We start from the raw sequence: 17,404 nt of genomic DNA on the forward strand, positions 1-17,404 counted from the left end.
GGCGCATGACACGAGGGCAGGCGGTGACGGTCGGCATCGACCTGGCCGCGAGCGCACGGCGTACGGCGGTGTGCCGGGTGCGCTGGACGGACGAGGGCGGCCCGTCGGCGGAGTTCGTGGTGCCACGGGACGACGAGGACCTGCTGGAGCTGGTCCGGACGGCGGACAAGACGGGCCTGGACTGCCCGCTGGGCTGGCCGTCGCACTTCGTGGCCACCGTCGAGGCCCATCACCGGGGCGAGCGGCTGCCCGAGCCGGTCCGGTTCACGGAGCGGACGGACGGCAGAGCGGGCCTGGACGCGCTGCGGTTCCGGCTGACGGACGACCTCACATGGAAAGCGACCGCGATGCGACCGCCGCTGTCGGTGTCCACCGACCTGCTCGGCGTCGTGGCGCTACGGGCGGCCCGTCTGCTGGACCGCCTCGCCGCCGACGGCGCCGCCGTACCCCGGGACGGATCCGGGCCGGTCGCCGAGGTCTATCCCGCCGCGGCGCTGCGGCGGTGGGGGATCCGCCCGGCCCGGAGCTACAAAAGTGGTACACCCGAGGCGCGTTCCGTCCGGGAGGACATCGTCCGCTCGCTCGAAGCGGGCCTGGGAGCGCCCCTGCCCGAACCGCTGCGCACGATCTGTGCCGGCAGCCACGACCACCTCGACGCCTTCGTCTGCGCCCTGGTCGCGCGCTCCGTCGGCCTCGGTGACACCCAGTGGCCGCGCTCCCCGGAGGAACGCGAGGCGGCCCGGCGGGAGGGCTGGATCCATCTGCCCGGTACCGACCTCGCCGCCCTACGCCGCTGACGGGAGCCTCGGCGGGCCTCGGCGCACACGGAGCGAGTCACATATGTCCACTCGTACGAGAACCGGGCCTAGCCGGTCCGGACCGCGAGCAGGGCCACGTCGTCGTGGTCGTCGGGGTGGCGCAGCCCGTGCAGCAGCAGGTCGCAGGTCTCCTCCAGGGGCCCCTCCGGCTTGTCGAGGAGGGCCAGGAGCGAGTTGAGCCGGTCGTCGATGGCGTGGTGACGGGTCTCCACGAGACCGTCCGTGTAGAAGATCAGCACGTCGCCCGGGAGCAGCTCGACGGTCGTGGTGCAGAACGGCACACCGCCCACGCCGAGCGGTGCGGCGGTGGGCAGGTCCAGCAGCGCGGGTTCCCTGCCCGGACGGGCCAGCGCGGGCGGCATATGGCCCGCGTTGGCCAGGTGGCACCGCCTGCTGTGGGGGTCGTACACCGCGTAGACGCAGGTGACGATGTAGTGCTCCAGATCGCAGGTGATCTTGTCGAGATGCTGGAGCACGGTGCCGGGGGGCAGATCGAGGTCCGCGTAGGCGCAGGTGGCGGTGCGCAGCCGGCCCATCGTGGCGGCGGCGTCGATGCCGTTTCCCATGACGTCGCCCACGACGAGCGCGGTCTTGTCGTCGTCGAGGGGGATGACGTCGTACCAGTCCCCGCCGACCTCGCTGGTGGCCTGGGCGGGCTGGTAGCGGTAGGCGATTTCCAGCCCGGGGTGGTGGGGCGGGTGCTCGGGCAGCAGGCTGCGCTGGAGGGTGAGGGCGGTGTTGCGCACACTCTGGTACCAGCGGGCGTTGTCCATGGCCACGGCGGCGCGACCGGCCAGCTCGGTGGCGAGGACGACGTCGTCCTGGTCGAAGGGGTGCGGATTGCGGGTGCGTTTGAGGTCGAGGGCGCCGAGCACTTCGCCGCGCGCGATCAAGGGCACCGCCAGATAGGAGTGGACGCCGGCGCTGGCGAGGAGGGAGGCGGCCTCGGGATCGCGGGCGATGCGCCGCAGATCCTGGGGGGCGACCTGACGTACCAGGACCGGCCGGCCGGAGTGCACGCACAGGGTGACCAGCCGGTCCCCGTCGTAGGCGGCGAGGTCTCCGGGCGGGTCGGCGGCGCGCAGGGCCACGGTGGGATGGGACGCCTTGAGGGCCAGCGCGCGGAAGAGTTCGGGGCCGCCTCCCGGCCGCCCCGTGCGGCGGCAGGCCAGGGCGGAGTCCAGGACGTCCACGGCGACGACGTCGGCGAGATCGGGGGTCGCGACCTCGGCCAGTTCGCGGGCGGTCTGCTCCACCTCCAAGGTGGTGCCGACGCGGGCGGAGGCGTCCGCGATCAGGGCCAGGCGCCGCCGGGCACGGTCGGCCTCGATGGCCGCGCGATGCCGCTCGGTGACGTCGACGACCGAGGCGGCCGCGCCGAGGACCCGGCCGCCGGGGTCTTCGAGCCGGTAGAACGACAGGGACCAGGCGTGGTCGTTGTCGGGATCGGTCGGCGTGCGGCCGACGGCGTACTGGTCCAGGAGCGGGTCGCCGGTGGCCAGCACCTGGTGCAGGGCGGACTCGATGGTCTCGATGTCGGGGAACGGCGGGGCGGTCTCCCTCAGATGGCGGCCGATGTGCTCCGCGGCGGGTATGCCGTCGATGCGCTCCAGCGCCTGATTGACGAGGAGAAAGCGCAGGTCGGGGTCCATCAGGGCCAGTCCGATGGGGGACTGGTCGATCAGCCGCTGGCACAGGGCCAGATCGGTCTCGACGCGCTGCATCATGCCGTGGTCGGCGGCGATGCCCAGTGCGTAGACGTCGCCGACATCGTTGAGGAGCCGCATGTTACGGAACTCCATCAGGCGAGTGCTGCCGTCCCTGTGCAGGATGGGGAAGGCGCCGGACCAGCTGCGGCCCGTCTCCATCACCTCGCCGAACAGACCGAGAATGGTCTGCAGGTGCTCCGGGCGGACCAGCAGCCGCCCCGCGTACTCGCCGAGAGCCTCCTGCGCCGAGTAGCCGAAGAGATCCTCGGCCTGGGGACTCCAGAACACGATCCGACCGTTGGTGTCCAGCACCACCGCGGCGATGCTGAGGAGATCCAGCAGGCTGCCGGCCCGGGGTCGGCCCGGGTCGGTTCGGTCGCCGTCGGCCTGGAAGGGTTCGGTTGTCATCCCAGATCTCCCTCCGTCTGCCGGCGTGCCGCGGGGCCACTCGTCGGTGTCGCTCCACACCCAGGTCTGGCTCCCCGTACCTCCATGCTGCCCCCGGCCGTGCGGCCGTGCCCAGCCCGGAACGCGGTGGGTGTCCGGCGCCGTACGGAGCGTGACGGCGGGCGAACGCCCCAGCGGTCACGGGTCGGCGGCCGACCGGTCAGGGCCGGCCAGGTCTGAGCCGAAACAGGTCAGAGCCGGACTGGTCAGAGCCGGACTGGTCTGAGCCGGACTGGTCTCAGCAGACGACGGCCGCGGCCTGGGTCAGCCCCATGTCCTCGACCAGGCCGCAGACCGCGAACGGGTCGGTTCCCTGGCGCGACGGGATGGCGAGCCCATGTGCGGCGGCGGGCCTGGCGGACGTGGCGTGACCGGGTGCGTACGGCACTTGGTGCGGCGTCGGCGCGGCGGCGGGCCGCCGCCCGGCCCGCACCTGCGACGTCGGCTGCTCCCGTGGCGCCCCGAGACGGCGGGCGTCCGGAACGACCGAGCGCTGTGCGGGGACGGGCCGGCGCTCCTGGGAGGAGGAGCGGAGCCCGGCGGGCGAGGAAGGCGCCAGCCACGGACGAGACACGGAACCCGTGCGTACGAGCGCCGCCGTCCCTCGCGGGGGCCGTGGTGCCGAGGGACGCGGAACGATCGGCGCGGGCGCATGGGCGTCGGCGGCCGCGGCCTGCCGGTCACCGGAATCGTGCCGAACGGTCACGCACCCGGCGGCGAGCAGCGCGACGGCGACGGAGAGGAACGTGCGGCGCATCCGCCCACGGTCGCGCACCGACGGCACGGGGGAGGAACGACGCGCGGGCGAGCCACCGGGACGGGTGAGGGCCGTGGTCGGGCGCACATATGAAGATCGGTCCGAGCGTTGCCCGGGGCGTGTCAGGAGCGCGGGGACGAGCCCGGCTCGGCCGGCAGCCGTACGGTGAAGCAGGCGCCGCCTTCCGGGCCGTGGCCCTGGGCGGTGACGGTGCCGCCGAGGAGCGTGGCCAGACGGTGCGCGAGAGCCAGGCCCAGACCGCTGCCGACCGGGCGGACGTCCCGGTAGCGCGCCGTGAGCGCGCCGCGTTCGAAGGCGACCGCCACATCCTCCTCGGTGAGTCCGGGACCGCCGTCGCGGACCTCCAGCCGTGCCCCGGCGCCGTCCTGGCACAGGGCCAGCACCAGGGGCCGGCCGGCCGGGGTGACCCGCAGCGCGTTCCCCAGGAGGCCGTCGACGAGCTGCCGTACCCGGAAACGGTCCGTGGTGACCCGCACCGGGTGTCCGGGACGTTCGGCACGGAAGGCGACGTCGTGCCCGGTGCAGCGGGCCGACCAGACGGTCGCCGCCTGTGCCACGAGGGCGTCCAGATCGACTTCGTCGATGTCCAGCCGGAAGTCGTCCGCCTCCAGCCGGGCCAGGGCGAGCAGATCGCCCACGAACCGCTCCAGCCGTTCGATCTCGCCCCCCAGGATCCGGCCCGCCTCGGGCACCTCGTCACCGGTGATCACCTTGTCGGCCAGCGCCTCGGCATAGCCCCGCACGGTGGTCAGCGGGGTGCGGATCTCATGCGAGACCGACATCAGGAAGTCCCGCTGCCGCTGCTCGCTGCGGGCCAGCGCCGCGTCCAGCGAGTTCAGGGCGGTGGCCAGCTCGGCGACCTCGGCGGGGCCTTCCGCCGGCACCCGGAGTCCGCGCTCGCCCTCGGACAGCCGATGGGCGGTACGGGCGGCCGAGACGAGCGGGCGGGCCAGACGCCGGGCCAGCAGCGCCCCCGCCAGGGCGGCACCGGACAGTCCGAGGCCCAGGGGCAGCACCAGCGCACCGCGCATCCGGTCGGCGGCCTCGTCCACGGAACTCATGGGCCGGGTCAGCACCAGTCCGCCGCCCGTGCGCGTGGGCACCCCCTCCACCAGCACCTCCCGCCCGCCCAGGAACCCGGTGCCGGACACGTACCGCCCCGCGAGCAGTGCCGTGCGCCGGGCGGTGCCGACGACGGGCGCCGCCGGACCCTGCACCGCGCCGGAGGTTGCGACAAGGGCGAGTTCGGTGCCGTTCGGGCCCGCGATGCGCTGCTGCCGGTCCAGCATCAGGGAGGCCAGTGCGGGGGTGCGGGCCATGACCTCCGCCTGGCGGGAGAGCTGGTCGCGCTCCTGGGACTCGGCAGTGGTACGGATCGTCCGCCAGGCGAAGAGAGCGGTGACCAGTACGGCGACCGCTGCCACGGCCGTGGTCAGCAGAACGACGCTCCCGGCCAGCGCGGCGCGGCGGCGTGCCGGAGTCACCGGCCGGTGTCCGCGACGCCGTACCCCACTCCGCGCACGGTGCGGATCGGGCTCGCGTCGCCGAGCTTGGCGCGCAGCTGGGAGACGTAGACGTCGATCATGCGGGTGTCCCGGTAGCCGGCGTACCCCCACACCCGCGCGAGAAGCTGGTCGCGGGAGAACACCTGCCCAGGGTGGCGCATCAGTTCGGCGAGCAGATTGAACTCGGTGGTCGTCAGCTCCACCGGGCGGTCGTCCACCCGCAGGGTGCGGCGCCCGGTGTCCAGCGCGAGACGGCCCACCCGGCGCACGGTGTCGCGCTCCGGGCCCGCGGCACGCCGCAGCAGGCTCTTGACCCGGGCGACGAGTTCGTGCGGGGAGAACGGCTTGGTGAGGTAGTCGTCGGCGCCCAGCTCCAGCCCGAGGATGCGGTCGGTGACCTCGTCCCGGGCGGTCACGAACAGCACGGGAGTCCAGTCGCCGTCCTCGCGCAGCCGTCTGCAGACCTCCATGCCGTCCAGGCCGGGCAGGGCGATGTCCAGCACGATCGCCACCGGACGCATCCGGCGGACGGCGGTGAGCGCCCCGTCGCCGTCGGCTTCGACGTGCACACCGAAGCCCTCCCGGGCCAGATAGCGCCGTTGCAGCTCGGCGATGTGCGGCTCGTCCTCGACGACCAGGACGAGGCCCTTGTTCTCCGGCATGTTCCTCTCTCCGCCCACCCCGGTCCCGGGGGCCGCTCTCTCCCCGCACCCGGACCCGAGGGCCGACCCGGGGCGGCGGGACGCTCGATGCTAACCAGCGCCACCGGCCCGGACCTCGGTGGGAGCCGATCCTTACACCGCCCGAACAATCACCGAACCTCCCGCTCGTACGCCTCCGCCACGCTGGGGCCGAGATCGAACGACCGGAGGACCACGTGAACAGCAGCGGCACCGCCGCCTCCCCGCACCGCCGGACGCCGCGCCCGGCGGGGGACGACCGCATACCCGACGGGACCGGCGCACCGGCGCGACCGGCGCCCGTACTCGGCGCCGTACCGGGGAGGGCGAGCTGAGCATGGCGTTCCCGCACCTGTGGGCCGGACCGGGCCCGACCGCCCCCGCTCCGACCGCGCGACTCGCCGACGCGGCCGCGTCCGGCACCGGCTCCGGAACGCGCGCGCTCCTCGTACTGGGCATCGTCACGGCCGTCGCACTGCTCCTGGCCGTGACACTGTTCCTTCTCCGCACCCGTGCTACCCGCCCCCCCGCCGACACCCCGCGCCCCCGCCCGTCCATCGGACGTCTGCACCGGCTCGGCCGATGGTGTGCGCGCCGGCCGTGGTGGGTTCTGGGCACCTGGCTGCTGATCACCCTGGCCGCGCTCGGCGCCGACCGGACCTGGGGCGGCTCGTACGACGACGACTTCTCGCTGCCCGGCACCTCCGTGCAGACCGGCGCCGACCTGCTGGACGCGCACGGTTCGGCCGCCGTGCGCGGCACCGCCTCACCCATCGTGCTGCACCCCGACCACGGGTCGCTCGCCGCTCACCGGGCGGCCGTCGAACAGGCCGTCGCCGCCCTGCGGAAGCTGCCCGAGGTGACAGCCGTGGCCGATCCGCTGGGGACGCCCGGCGCGGTCTCCGCCGACGGCTCCACGGCTCTCGTCACCGTCCACTTCGCCCGCAACCCCGTGCGCTTCGAGACGTCGTTCCTGGACGGCGTCGACGACGCCGTGCACCCGCTGCGCGCGGCCGGCGTCGAGGTCGAGTACGGCGGCCCCCTGGGCCGGCTCGCACGGCCCAAGGCCGCGGACCGGTTGTCGGAGGCGATCGGTCTCGCCACCGCCGTGGTCGTTCTGCTGACGGGCTTCGGCAGTCTGGCCGCGGCCGGACTCCCGCTGCTCACCGCCGTGATCGGGCTGCTGACCGGCGTCTGCCTCCTCGGTCTGCTGGCCGCGGCCTGGACGTTCGGTACCGCCGCGCCGACGCTAGCCACGATGATGGGCCTGGGCGTGGGCATCGACTACGCCCTGTTTCTCGTCACCCGCCACCGTCGGCTGCTGCACGACGTCGACGACCCGGCCGAGGCCGCGGGGCGGGCCGTGGCGACCAGCGGCCGTGCGGTGATCGTCGCCGCCACGACCGTGGCACTGGCGCTCGGCGGCCTCTACGCGTCGGGCGTGGGCTTCATCGGCACCCTCGGTGTCGCCGCCGGTCTGACCGTCGTCGTGGCCGCCGTCGCCGCGCTCAGCCTCACCCCGGCCCTGCTGGGCATCGCGGGCCGCCGTATCGACCGCTGGCGGGTGCGCCCGCCGGTCGACGAGCCCAACGGGACCGCCGACACCTGGCACCGCTGGGCCGGCCTCGTGGGCCGCCGCCCCTGGCCGTTCCTCCTCGTCGGCGTCCTGGTCCTGGCGGTGCTCGCCGTCCCCGCCGCATCCATGCGCCTGGGCCACATCGACGACGGCGCCGACCCGGCCGGCTACACCGACCGCCGCGCCTACGACCTGATCTCCGATGGCTTCGGCTCCGGCACCAACGGCCAGTTCACCGTCGTCGCCGCCCTGGACCGCCATCGCACCGACAGCCCCGACACGATCCGGGCCCTGTCCGGCACGCTGCACGACGCCCTCGCCCGGACCCCCGGCGTCGCCCAGGCGTCCACCCCCGTCGCCACCGGTGACCGGGCCCTGCTGGTCACCACCGTCACCCCCACCACCGGCCCCCAGGACCGGGCCACCTCCGATCTGCTGCACCGGCTGCAGGACGACGTTCTCCCCGGCACTCTCGCCGACTCCGGCGCGGTGGGCCATGTCACCGGCACGACCGCGGCCCAACTCACCTTCCGGGACGTGGTGGTGGACCGGCTGCCGGTCATCATCGCGGTCGTGGTCGCGGCGGCCTTCCTGCTGCTGCTCACCGTCTTCCGCAGCCCGGTCGTCGCGCTCAAGGCGGCCGTGCTCAACCTGCTGTCCATCGGCGCCGCCTACGGAGTGGTCGTGGCGGTCTTCCAGTGGGGCTGGGGCGCCTCGCTCCTCGGCGTCCCGGAGCCGGTGCCGGTCGAGTCCTACGTCCCGATGATGATGTTCGCGATCGTCTTCGGACTGTCCATGGACTACGAGGTCTTCCTGCTGTCCCGCATCCGGGAGGCCTGGCTGCACACCGGCGACAACCGTCGCAGCGTCGCCACCGGACTGGCCGGCACCGCCCGGGTCATCACCTGTGCCGCCCTCATCATGACCAGCGTCTTCCTCGCCTTCCTGCTCTCCACCAACGTCGTGATCAAGATGCTGGCCCTGGGCCTCGGCGTCAGCGTCGTCATCGACGCCACGCTCGTCCGGCTCGTCCTGGTGCCGTCCACCATGTATCTGCTCGGCCGGGCCAACTGGTGGCTTCCCCGGTGGCTCGACCGGATCCTGCCCCGCTTCGACCCCGAGGGCCCGTCGCCCGCCCCCCTCCCGGACCCGGTGGGGGACTCCCGGGACGCAGCCGTCACCGCCCCCTCGAAGGACCGGTGACGATGAGCCGCTCACCGACTCCGGCGACGGCGACGCGCTCGCTCCTACGGCGCCACCGCACCGTCACCGCGCTCGCCCTCGCGCTGCTGCTCACCGTCGCGGGCGCCGAACTCACCGCCCGTATCGTGCTCCACGACCGCCTGGCCACCGTGGCCGGAAGAGTCCTGGGCAAGGGCAGTGACATCCGTATCGAGGGCGGACCGGCCCTGTTCGACCTCTGGGAGCGGCACCTGGACGCCGTGACCGTCCGCAGCGATCACGCCCGGCTCGGACGCATCCCCGATGTGGCCGTACGGGCCCGCCTCGACGACATCCGTCTGACGGGTCGGCACGCCGGCACCGTCGCCCGCACCCACGCCGAGGTCGCGGTGCCCGCGGCCTCTCTTCAGGCCCTGGCCGCCGCGTCCGGCAGCAGGCTCCCGGTCACCGGAGTCCGCCCCGACCCCGGGGCCGGCACCATCGCCCTCGATCTCGGGCAGGGCGGTCTGGCCCAGGTGACCCTGCGGCCCCGGCTGAAGGACGGACGGCTGACGCTCGCAGTCGACAGCGCGGAGGTCCTGGGCGGCCCCGCCCCCGTCGCGCTCGTCGACCGCATCCGCGGCACGCTGTCCGACCGCACCGGCGCCGACTATCCCCTGGGTCTCAAGGCCACGGCGTTCGACATCACCGAATCCGGTCTCGATGTGACCCTGGCCGGAGGACCCGCTCGGCTGCCGACCCGGAACAACACCTCCTGAGCAGGTCGCCGGTGCCGCGGGGGCCTACTCGGTCCGCTCCGCCGCCGCGCTGCCCTCGGCCGACGCGGCCTTGTCCGCGGCCTTCTCCGCGGTTGTGTCCGGGGTGCTGTAGAAGACCGAGGCGCCCTGCTTGCTGCGCTGCGCCTGGTTCTTGGCCACGAGTCCTTCGAGCGTCGTGCGGATCACCGTGGTCTTGATGCCGCGCTCGGGATGGACCTGGCCGAGGCCCGTGGTGATCTCCGCGGCGGAACGGGGTTCGCTCTGCTCGGAGAGGTGACGGCGGACCAGTTCGACCAGCGTGGGCTCGGCGGGCTTCGCCTCGGCCGGCTGGGCCGCGGTCTTCTTGGCCGGCTTCTCGGCGGCGGTCTTCCCGGCGGCGGTCTTCCCGGCCGCGCCACGGCCGCGCGCAGGGGCGCTCTTCTTGGGCTTCGCCTGCTTGTCCGTACCGGACTTGGCGGCCGGCTTCCGGCGGGCGGCGGGCACGGTGGCACGGTCCTCCGTGGTGGCAGGCGCGACCTGAGGCGGCGTCAGACCGAGGGCCTGCTGCATGTTCACCAGCACCACATGGTCCTGCTGCAGCCCGGCCAGTTGCTGCTGCAGCGCGGTGATCTCCGCGCTGATGCGGTCCTGCTCCTTCACATTGCGTTCGAGGTCGTCGGTCACCTGGGCGGCGTACTGCGATGTCAGATTGGTGGCGGCGGTGGTGGTCTCGGACATGAGGTCGACCTTTCTCGGGTTCTTGTGGTGCGGCACGGAAAGCCACAAGCACATGTTCTGGGGCTGGCGTCCGTGTGACGGCGGCGATAACTACGCGAACACCCCGGCGTAGTGATGGTACGGATGAGTGGAGCCTCTTGCTCTACTGGAGTCATGTCTTTTCCTCGAGCTGAGCTTGAGGGTTACGGCTGTGTGTCGCCTTGCGGGTACATGTGTGCGAGCGAGGGGAGAGCCGGGACGTGTGTCCGCCCTCCCCCTGCGTGAACGCCGGCCCTCACTCCGACGAGGGCATCAGCGCGGCGAGCAGCACGGTTCGGTCGTCCGTGCCGCCGGCGACCGACGTGTGATGAAGAATCCGTTCGCACCACGCGTGCAGGGTGTCGGGGGCCGTGATGTCGGCGGACGCGTCAACGGCTTGGGCGAAGAGGCCTGCGAGGCGGGTGATGCCCTGGTCGATGTCGGATTGACGTGACTCGACCATGCCGTCGCTGTAGAGCAGGAGCAGCGACGGTTCCGGCACCTTGAGCACCGTGGGTTCGCAGGTGCCGGTGCCGAGTCCCAGCGGCAGGCCCGGACTGGTGAGGGTGACGGGTGCGGCCTGTCCGTCCGGGCCTCGGATCAGCGGGGGAGGGTGACCGGCGCCGACGAGGGTGCAGGTGTGGTGTTGCGCGTCCCACTCGGCGTACATGCATGTCGCGAAGGAGGCACCGGGGATGTCACAGGCAAGTGTGTCGAGCCGGTGCACCAACTCGGCGGGGGAGATGTCGATCCCGGCCAGCGTGCGGGCGGCCGTGCGCAGCTGAATCATCGCCACGGCGGACTCCGGGCCGTGCCCCATGGCGTCGCCGACGACCAGACCGATACGGCCGCCCGGCCGCGGCAGTACGTCGAACCAGTCGCCGCCGATGACGGTGTCGTGGCCGGCGGGCGCGTAGGCATGGCTGATATGGCAGCCGTCGAACGTGTGGGCTGTGGCGGGAAGCAGACTCTGCCGGATGGCCAGCGCGGTCCGGCGCTCGCGCTCGTACCGGCGCGCGTTGTCCAGGGCCACACAGGCCCGCGCGGCGAGCGCCTCGACGGCCGCGGTGTCGCCCGGCAGGAAGCGGGCCCGGTCGGGGCCGCGACCGCAGATGACGAAACCGACGGCGGCGCCCCGCAGATGCAGGGGCACGACCAGGAACGAAGCCGTCCGGAGCAGCCGGCCGACACGGGCGTCGTCGCCGCTCGACGCGCGCAGCCGTTCGGAGGTATGGGCGTCGACCGCGTCCAGCAGTTGCGGACGCATGGTGGCCAGGGAACGCGCGTACGGCGTCTCACGCGGGAAGACGATCACCTCGCCGACCGGCAGTATGCCCTCCCACGTCGCGGAGGCCTCCGCTCCCACGCGCAGTGCCAGCCGACGGGCCTCGATATGGGGCCGATCCCCGGCCGGGTACGCGTTCTCCTCGACGAGCCAGCGCTCCAGCAGATAGACCGACGCCGCGTCGCAGAAGCCGGGTGTCAGCGCCTGCACGATATGACGACCTGTCAGATGAAGGTCGAGTTCCGAACCGATGACATCGGCCCCGGGTGAGAAGGCCGGCCGACGGCCCGAGCGGGCGGCGGCCGGTGGTGCGTCGAGATGGCTGCGCGCTTGGTTCCGCAGGGTCGTGCCTTTCCGGGTGGGGCCGGTTGAGACCGCTCGGCAGCGGCATTGCCTCGCCGCGGTCCAGAGCGCAACTATATGATGGAACATCAAGATCATTGTGCGAGGGGAGAGTTGCTGTGCCGGGTGATGAGTTCTTCCCCAAGGGTGTCGATCCCGGTAAGGCCAGCGTCGCCCGGATGTACGACGCCATGCTGGGCGGGGAGCACAACTTCGCCATCGACCGGGAGGCTCTCGCGGCCTTCACCGCCATCGACCCGCAGGTGCGCACCCTGGCGCGGGCCAATCGCACCTTCCTCCAGAGAGCGGTGCGCTTTCTGATAGACGCCGGAGTGCGGCAGTTCATAGACCTCGGCTCCGGCATCCCCACCCAGGGCAATGTCCATGAGGTGGCGCAGTCGGCCGCTCCGGGGGCGCGCGTGGTGTACGTGGACAACGACCCGGTCGCCGTGGCGCACAGCACCTCCCTGCTCGCCGGCAACCCGGACGCGGTCATCGTCGACGCCGACATCCGCCGGCCGGCCGACATCCTGTCCTCCCCGCAGGTGCGCAAGCTCATCGACTTCGACCAGCCCGTCGCCGTACTGATGGTCACCATCCTGCACTTCATCACGGCCGAGGAGGATCCGGCCGGTATCGTCGCGGCCTTCAGGGACGCCCTTCCCGACGACGGCTGGCTGGCGCTGACACACGCCACCAACGAGGACCGCCCGGACACCGCCGCCGCCGTGGGGCAGCTGTACCGGTCCAGGGCCACATCACCGGTCACCGCGCGTTCCCGCGACGAGATCCTCACCCTGTTCGACGGCTTCGACCTGGTCGAGCCCGGCCTGGTCCATGTGCCCCTGTGGCGCCCCGGCCCGAGTGACATGATCCCGGACAACCCCTCGGAGTACTGGGTGTACGCGGGCGTCGGCCGCAAGCGTCCCTGACACGCGCCGGACACCCGTCTTCTTCGGAGCTCCGAGCCGGCCGGGCATGCGCCGGCCGGGCATGCGTCGGCAGGTCGGGAAGCGCATCCTTGACTTCGAGCGCACTCCACGTCATAGCGTCCACGGCATGGCCCCACCGAGCTCCGTGCCGCCGGGATGCCGGTGCGCGACATCCGCGGTTCCGGCGAGGCGGGGGAGGGCGGTGAGGCCGGAAAGACGACGATCGCAGGGAAAGTCTGGAGACGATCATGAAGCAGCGCAGGCTCCGGGACCTCGAGGTGTCCGCCATCGGTCTCGGCTGCATGGGGATGTCCGCCTTCTACGGCTCCGCCGACGAGGAAGAGGGCATCAAGACCATCCATCGCGCCCTTGAGCTGGGCATCGACTTCCTCGACACCGCGCAGATGTACGGCCCGCTCACCAATGAGTCGCTGGTCGGCCGTGCGATCAAGGGGCGCCGCGACGCCTATGTGATCGCTACGAAGTTCAACTACCGCATGGACAACGCCGTCCCGGGCGACATGAGCACGGTCGGGCCCCAGGACGGTTCCGCGGAGCACGTACGCAGCTCGGTCCACGGTTCGCTGAAGCGGCTCGGGACCGACTACATCGACCTCTACTATCAGCACCGGGTCGACCCCAAGGTGGAGATCGAGGAGACCGTGGGCGCGCTCGCGGAGTTGGTCGCCGAGGGCAAGGTGCGCCACATCGGCCTGAGCGAGGCGGCCGCGGAGACGATCCGCCGGGCGCACGCCGTCCACCCGATCACGGCCGTGCAGACCGAGTACTCGCTGTGGACGCGCGACCCCGAGGCCGAGGTGCTGCCCACCTGCCGTGAGCTGGGGATCGGGTTCGTGCCCTACTCCCCGCTGGGCCGCGGCTTCCTGGCCGGCCGGTTCGCCTCTCCCGAAGACCTCGACGAGGGCGACTTCCGGCGCACCGGCCCGCGCTTCACGGGAGAGAACCTCAAGGCGAACCTCGGGCTCGCCGAGAAGGTGAAGGAGATCGCGCAGGAGAAGGGCGTCACCCCGGCGCAGCTCGCGATCGCCTGGGTGCTGGCCCAGGGCGAGGACCTGGTCCCGATCCCGGGCACCAAGCGCCGCACCTACCTGGAGCAGAACGCGGGCGCGGCGGACGTCGAGCTGACGAAGGACGACCTCGCGCGCATCGACGCGGAGCTTCCGAAGGCGGCGGGGGAGCGCTACGACGAGGCAGGCATGAGGACCGTGAACCGCTAGGCGGTCTCCGCCGGCTCAGACCGGCCACGGCACTAGGCCTGGCACGCAACTTTCCCAAGCTGCTTCGAGCAGGGGTCCCCGCGGCTCTTCGAGCGGGGGACCCCCAGCCGCGTTGTCGTCGGTGGCCGACGCTCCGGTGCCATCGCCGGCGGCTCGGATCAGGTCGGCGGTGCCGGTCTCACTGGTGCGTCGGGCCGTGAGTGCCGGGCCGGGGAACGCCCGCTCCCGGTTCGGCGCAGGCGCCCGCGGCACAGGCGGTGAGCCAGGCGTCGAAGTCGGCGTCGTAGCGGGTACCGATGTCGGTGGCGTAGACGGCGTAGCCGCCCGGGTAGTCGCCGACCCGGAAGCGGGCGAGCATGCGCTGGATGTCCGCCGGGTGCCTCTCGACCATGTAGCGGACCGCGAGGTAGCCCCAGGGATAGGTGCGCGTCACATCACTGTTGGCGTAGGTGCTCTGGAACAGCGTGCTCAGAGTGTAGGTGTGTTTGCCGGCATCGGCGACCGCCTCGGCGTCGGTGACGCCCCGGTAGCCGTAGGAGACGTACTCGGCCAGCCCCTCGATCCACCAGATGTCCGGGACCGCCGTCTGTTGCGTGAAGTCGCCCTTCATGTCGTCGCGTGCGTCGAGATAGTGCGTGTACTCGTGGTTGAGGTTCCAGATCCGGGCCGTGAAGCCGTCGTCGCTGGCTTTCTGGTACATGATCGACATCGGCTGGTTGTGCGGGTCGGCCGGGTTCCCGACGAGGGTGATGCCGCCGTTGTCGGTGCTGACGCCGAAGATGGCCCCGGCGTAGGTCCGGTAGTCGGTCGGGCCTGCGAACACCACGAGCTGGAGGGTCGACTCGTACTGGCCGGGTATCGGTCCCTCGTCCTTGACGAGGTCGTGCACATACGGGTCCTGGCCCAGCACGCTCGCACACGCCGCGTCGAGGTCGGCGGCCGTCAGCGACTGGGCCCGTATGGTGTGCGTGGCGTCGCAGGCGTGGGTCACCGGCAGCGCCGCACCGCTCAACCGGCTCGCGAGGTCGCAGACGTCGTAGTACGAGCAGTCGGCCTTGTCGTATGCGTCCAGCTGGGTCGCGACCGCCACCCACAACTGCGCCGTCGGGCCGGTGATCCGCGAGGAGTCCAACAGGTTCTTGGCGGGTGGCCGGACCAGGGCCGTGAGTGCGGGGTGCTCGACATGGCGGGCGAGGCTCATCCCGGCGTTGGAGTCCAGATAGGCGCGGTCGGTCCCCAGCAGGTCCAGATGGTGCAGCGCGAAGGTGTGCAGGGTGCCGATGATGCGCGGGTCGGCCGCGACGGCGTCCACGTAGGCGGGATTCCAGTTTCCGCGCCACAGCGGGGTGTAGACGTCGTTCACGGCGGCCATCATGCTCGCGACGGCGTCATAGGACCCGTCGTATCCGCCGAGCAGGCGCCGGTAGGCGGTGAGATAGCGGCCCTGCAGATCGGCGCTGTCGGTGAGGATGACGATGTCGCCCAGGACATCGCCGTTGGCGGAGGTGACGTCCCGCGCGTGCCGGCGGGCGAAGAAGGCGTCCAGTCCGCGGGCCGTGGCGTCGGTGAGCCGCTCGCTGTAGGGGCCGGTGTCCGACGGGTCGTTGAACTGCACGTAGTAGCCGGCCCGCAGGAACAGCACCAACTGCCAGATGCCGGCCGAGTTGTCGCCGTCGTATCTCTGCGCTGTGCTCGTGAAGGCCTTGGCGACGGTGACCATCTGGGACTCTCTGAAGACCGGGCCCGCGTGGGCACCGGTGACAGCGAACAGGGTGTCGACGCACTCCACGGTCGACGCTCTGATGAACGCGACGAGCGCGGAGCCGGTCCTGCTGCCGAAGTCGGCGGGGGAACAGGCGGCCTTCGACGCGGCGGGCATGTGCGGGGACGCGGCGGGCCGCAGCGGCGGCAGCTGGGCGGGAGCCATCCGCCGGCTCTGCACGGCGTGCCCGGGAGTCACCAGGGTGGAGCCGGTCGGGGCGGGCGGGGCGGAGTCAGCTACGGCGGTGGGGGCGCCCACGGCGGCGGGCGTCGCGGAGCCGTGGACCGTGGCGGGGGCGTCGGTGCGGGCCGGTGACCCGGGCGCGGCGAGGGCGGGTGGCGCCAGCAGACCGACGAGCGTGACCCCGGCGGCGAGCGCGCCGGCCACGCGTCCGGGCAGGGCGAAGTAGCGCATCCGGACTCCTTCCTGGATCGATGCGCCTCGGAAGGGGTGATGAGGCGTGAGAGGCACCATCGCAGTGCCCTCATGCGCCGACAATGGGGTGTGACATAGCACATTGCACTGTCAGGCCATAACACACGCGGCGCACACGGCGGCTGCCTACCCGGCCCGCCTCTACCGCCCGGCCACGCTCCAGGTCCTCGCGGCCCAGGCCCTCAGATGCGGTGACTGCGCGACGAGTTCGCGGTAGGCGGCCGTGGCGGACGAGAACAGCGTCTCCACCACCTCGCCGGGCACCGCGTCACGCCGCCAGACCAGCACATAGCGGCACCACAACGGTGTGCCGCTCAGAGGCCTCACCAGCACATCGGGGACGGTCCGGAGCGTCGCCTGCACCAGGGACACCCCGAGTCCGTCGGCGATCATGCTCAGCAACTGCTGCCGGTCACCGAGGAATTGATGGACCGTCACCGGCGAGAAACCGGCCGCCTCGCATGCCGCGTAGAAGACGCCCGGCCAGCCGGCCCCGTCGTCCGGTGTCACGAACCACGCGTCATCGGCCAGGTCGGCGAGCGGGATCTGAGGACGGTGTCTCAGTCGATGGCGAGCCGACAGGGCCACGAACGTCGGCTCGGTGACGATCCCGCGGTGTGCCAGCGCGGGGGAGTGGCGCAGTTCGCTGCCGGGGTAGTCCGCGGCGACCGCGGCGTCCACCTCGCCCCTCTCCAGGAGTTCGACGATCGCCGAGGAGGCGTACACGCTGCTCACCGTGAGCGACACGCCCGGCAGTCGGTCCCGGACCCGGGTGACCATGCCGGGCAGAACGGGTGAGTTGGTCACGGCCAGACGCACCACCGGGCGCGCGCCTGCGGCGTTCGCCGCCCGCCGGTGCCCGATCGCCTCCGCGCGGGCCAGGACGTCCCGTGCCTCGGCCACGACCTCCAGGCCGTACGCGGTCAGCGTCGCACCCGACACTCCGCGCTCGAACAGAGGGCTGCCGAAGAAGCGCTCGATGCGCTGGAGCTGGGTGCTCAGGGCCGGCTGGGAGTACCCCAGGTCCGACGCGGCCCGGCCCACGCTGCCCGCGTCGGCGATCGCGCACAGCACACGCAGATGCCGAAGCTCCAACTCCATCCGCCCGCTCCTCCCTCCTCCTGGCCCGGTCGGTCCGGCGGCCGGCGTTGCACCGGCGGTGGGGAAGCGTTCCATCGTGAACTCGCGCCCACAAGACGGGGATCCGCCTACCTCAGGCGCC

Annotated in this window: 13 protein-coding genes; 5 read left to right on the top strand and 8 right to left on the bottom strand. The window is 72.3% G+C overall.

Features of this window, described 5'->3' with window-relative positions; genetic code table 11:
• Positions 1 to 5 precede the first annotated feature (5 nt).
• Positions 6 to 797: a DUF429 domain-containing protein gene (locus AB0L95_RS23350; RefSeq protein ID WP_365164067.1), complete on the top strand. Its 792-nt coding sequence runs from the start codon at positions 6 to 8 to the stop codon at positions 795 to 797.
• 68 nt (positions 798 to 865) lie between these two features.
• On the opposite strand, the gene AB0L95_RS23355 is transcribed toward AB0L95_RS23350, so the two are convergent.
• The 4 genes from AB0L95_RS23355 to AB0L95_RS23370 all read right to left on the bottom strand — a co-directional run bounded on the left by AB0L95_RS23355 (position 866) and on the right by AB0L95_RS23370 (position 5,919).
• On the bottom strand, positions 866 to 2,935 hold the full coding sequence (locus tag AB0L95_RS23355) for a SpoIIE family protein phosphatase (RefSeq protein ID WP_365164069.1): 2,070 nt from the start codon (positions 2,933 to 2,935) through the stop codon (positions 866 to 868).
• Between the two features lie 277 nt (positions 2,936 to 3,212).
• Complete coding sequence (locus tag AB0L95_RS23360) at positions 3,213 to 3,731, bottom strand: hypothetical protein (RefSeq protein ID WP_365164070.1); 519 nt, start codon at positions 3,729 to 3,731, stop codon at positions 3,213 to 3,215.
• Positions 3,732 to 3,853: 122 nt separating this feature from the next.
• Positions 3,854 to 5,236 (bottom strand): HAMP domain-containing sensor histidine kinase, encoded by a 1,383-nt coding sequence (locus tag AB0L95_RS23365; RefSeq protein ID WP_365164071.1) that lies wholly within the window; start codon positions 5,234 to 5,236, stop codon positions 3,854 to 3,856.
• Positions 5,233 to 5,919, bottom strand: coding sequence for a response regulator transcription factor (locus tag AB0L95_RS23370; protein WP_365164072.1), 687 nt, complete (start codon positions 5,917 to 5,919; stop codon positions 5,233 to 5,235). Before AB0L95_RS23370 ends, AB0L95_RS23365 begins: the two co-directional genes overlap by 4 nt.
• A gap of 355 nt (positions 5,920 to 6,274) precedes the next feature.
• Here AB0L95_RS23370 and AB0L95_RS23375 point away from each other — a divergent pair, with 355 nt between their 5' ends.
• Together AB0L95_RS23375 and AB0L95_RS23380 are read left to right on the top strand one after the other, a co-directional pair.
• Positions 6,275 to 8,716 (top strand): MMPL family transporter, encoded by a 2,442-nt coding sequence (locus AB0L95_RS23375; protein ID WP_365164073.1) that lies wholly within the window; start codon positions 6,275 to 6,277, stop codon positions 8,714 to 8,716.
• Between the two features lie 2 nt (positions 8,717 to 8,718).
• Positions 8,719 to 9,453, top strand: coding sequence for an LmeA family phospholipid-binding protein (locus AB0L95_RS23380; protein ID WP_365164074.1), 735 nt, complete (start codon positions 8,719 to 8,721; stop codon positions 9,451 to 9,453).
• 24 nt (positions 9,454 to 9,477) lie between these two features.
• Here the strand turns inward: AB0L95_RS23380 and AB0L95_RS23385 are convergent, their stop codons facing one another.
• Together AB0L95_RS23385 and AB0L95_RS23390 are read right to left on the bottom strand one after the other, a co-directional pair.
• Complete coding sequence (locus AB0L95_RS23385) at positions 9,478 to 10,170, bottom strand: hypothetical protein (RefSeq protein ID WP_365164075.1); 693 nt, start codon at positions 10,168 to 10,170, stop codon at positions 9,478 to 9,480.
• 274 nt (positions 10,171 to 10,444) lie between these two features.
• Positions 10,445 to 11,683 (bottom strand): PP2C family protein-serine/threonine phosphatase, encoded by a 1,239-nt coding sequence (locus AB0L95_RS23390; RefSeq protein WP_365164076.1) that lies wholly within the window; start codon positions 11,681 to 11,683, stop codon positions 10,445 to 10,447.
• Between the two features lie 251 nt (positions 11,684 to 11,934).
• Between AB0L95_RS23390 and AB0L95_RS23395 the strand changes: the two genes are divergently transcribed.
• A complete protein-coding gene (locus AB0L95_RS23395) occupies positions 11,935 to 12,747 on the top strand; it encodes an SAM-dependent methyltransferase (protein ID WP_365164077.1) in 813 nt (270 codons plus the stop codon).
• A 248-nt stretch (positions 12,748 to 12,995) separates the two neighbouring features.
• Complete coding sequence (locus tag AB0L95_RS23400; protein ID WP_365164078.1) at positions 12,996 to 13,985, top strand: aldo/keto reductase; 990 nt, start codon at positions 12,996 to 12,998, stop codon at positions 13,983 to 13,985.
• Positions 13,986 to 14,163: 178 nt separating this feature from the next.
• Here the strand turns inward: AB0L95_RS23400 and AB0L95_RS23405 are convergent, their stop codons facing one another.
• Positions 14,164 to 16,161 (bottom strand): collagenase, encoded by a 1,998-nt coding sequence (locus AB0L95_RS23405; protein WP_365164079.1) that lies wholly within the window; start codon positions 16,159 to 16,161, stop codon positions 14,164 to 14,166.
• 162 nt (positions 16,162 to 16,323) lie between these two features.
• Entirely contained in the window at positions 16,324 to 17,283 is a 960-nt protein-coding gene (locus AB0L95_RS23410) for a LysR family transcriptional regulator (RefSeq protein WP_365164080.1), read from the bottom strand.
• Positions 17,284 to 17,404: the final 121 nt, after the last annotated feature.

Origin of the sequence: Streptomyces sp. NPDC052036 (assembly GCF_040680495.1) — a bacterium.
Taxonomy (GTDB): domain Bacteria; phylum Actinomycetota; class Actinomycetes; order Streptomycetales; family Streptomycetaceae; genus Streptomyces.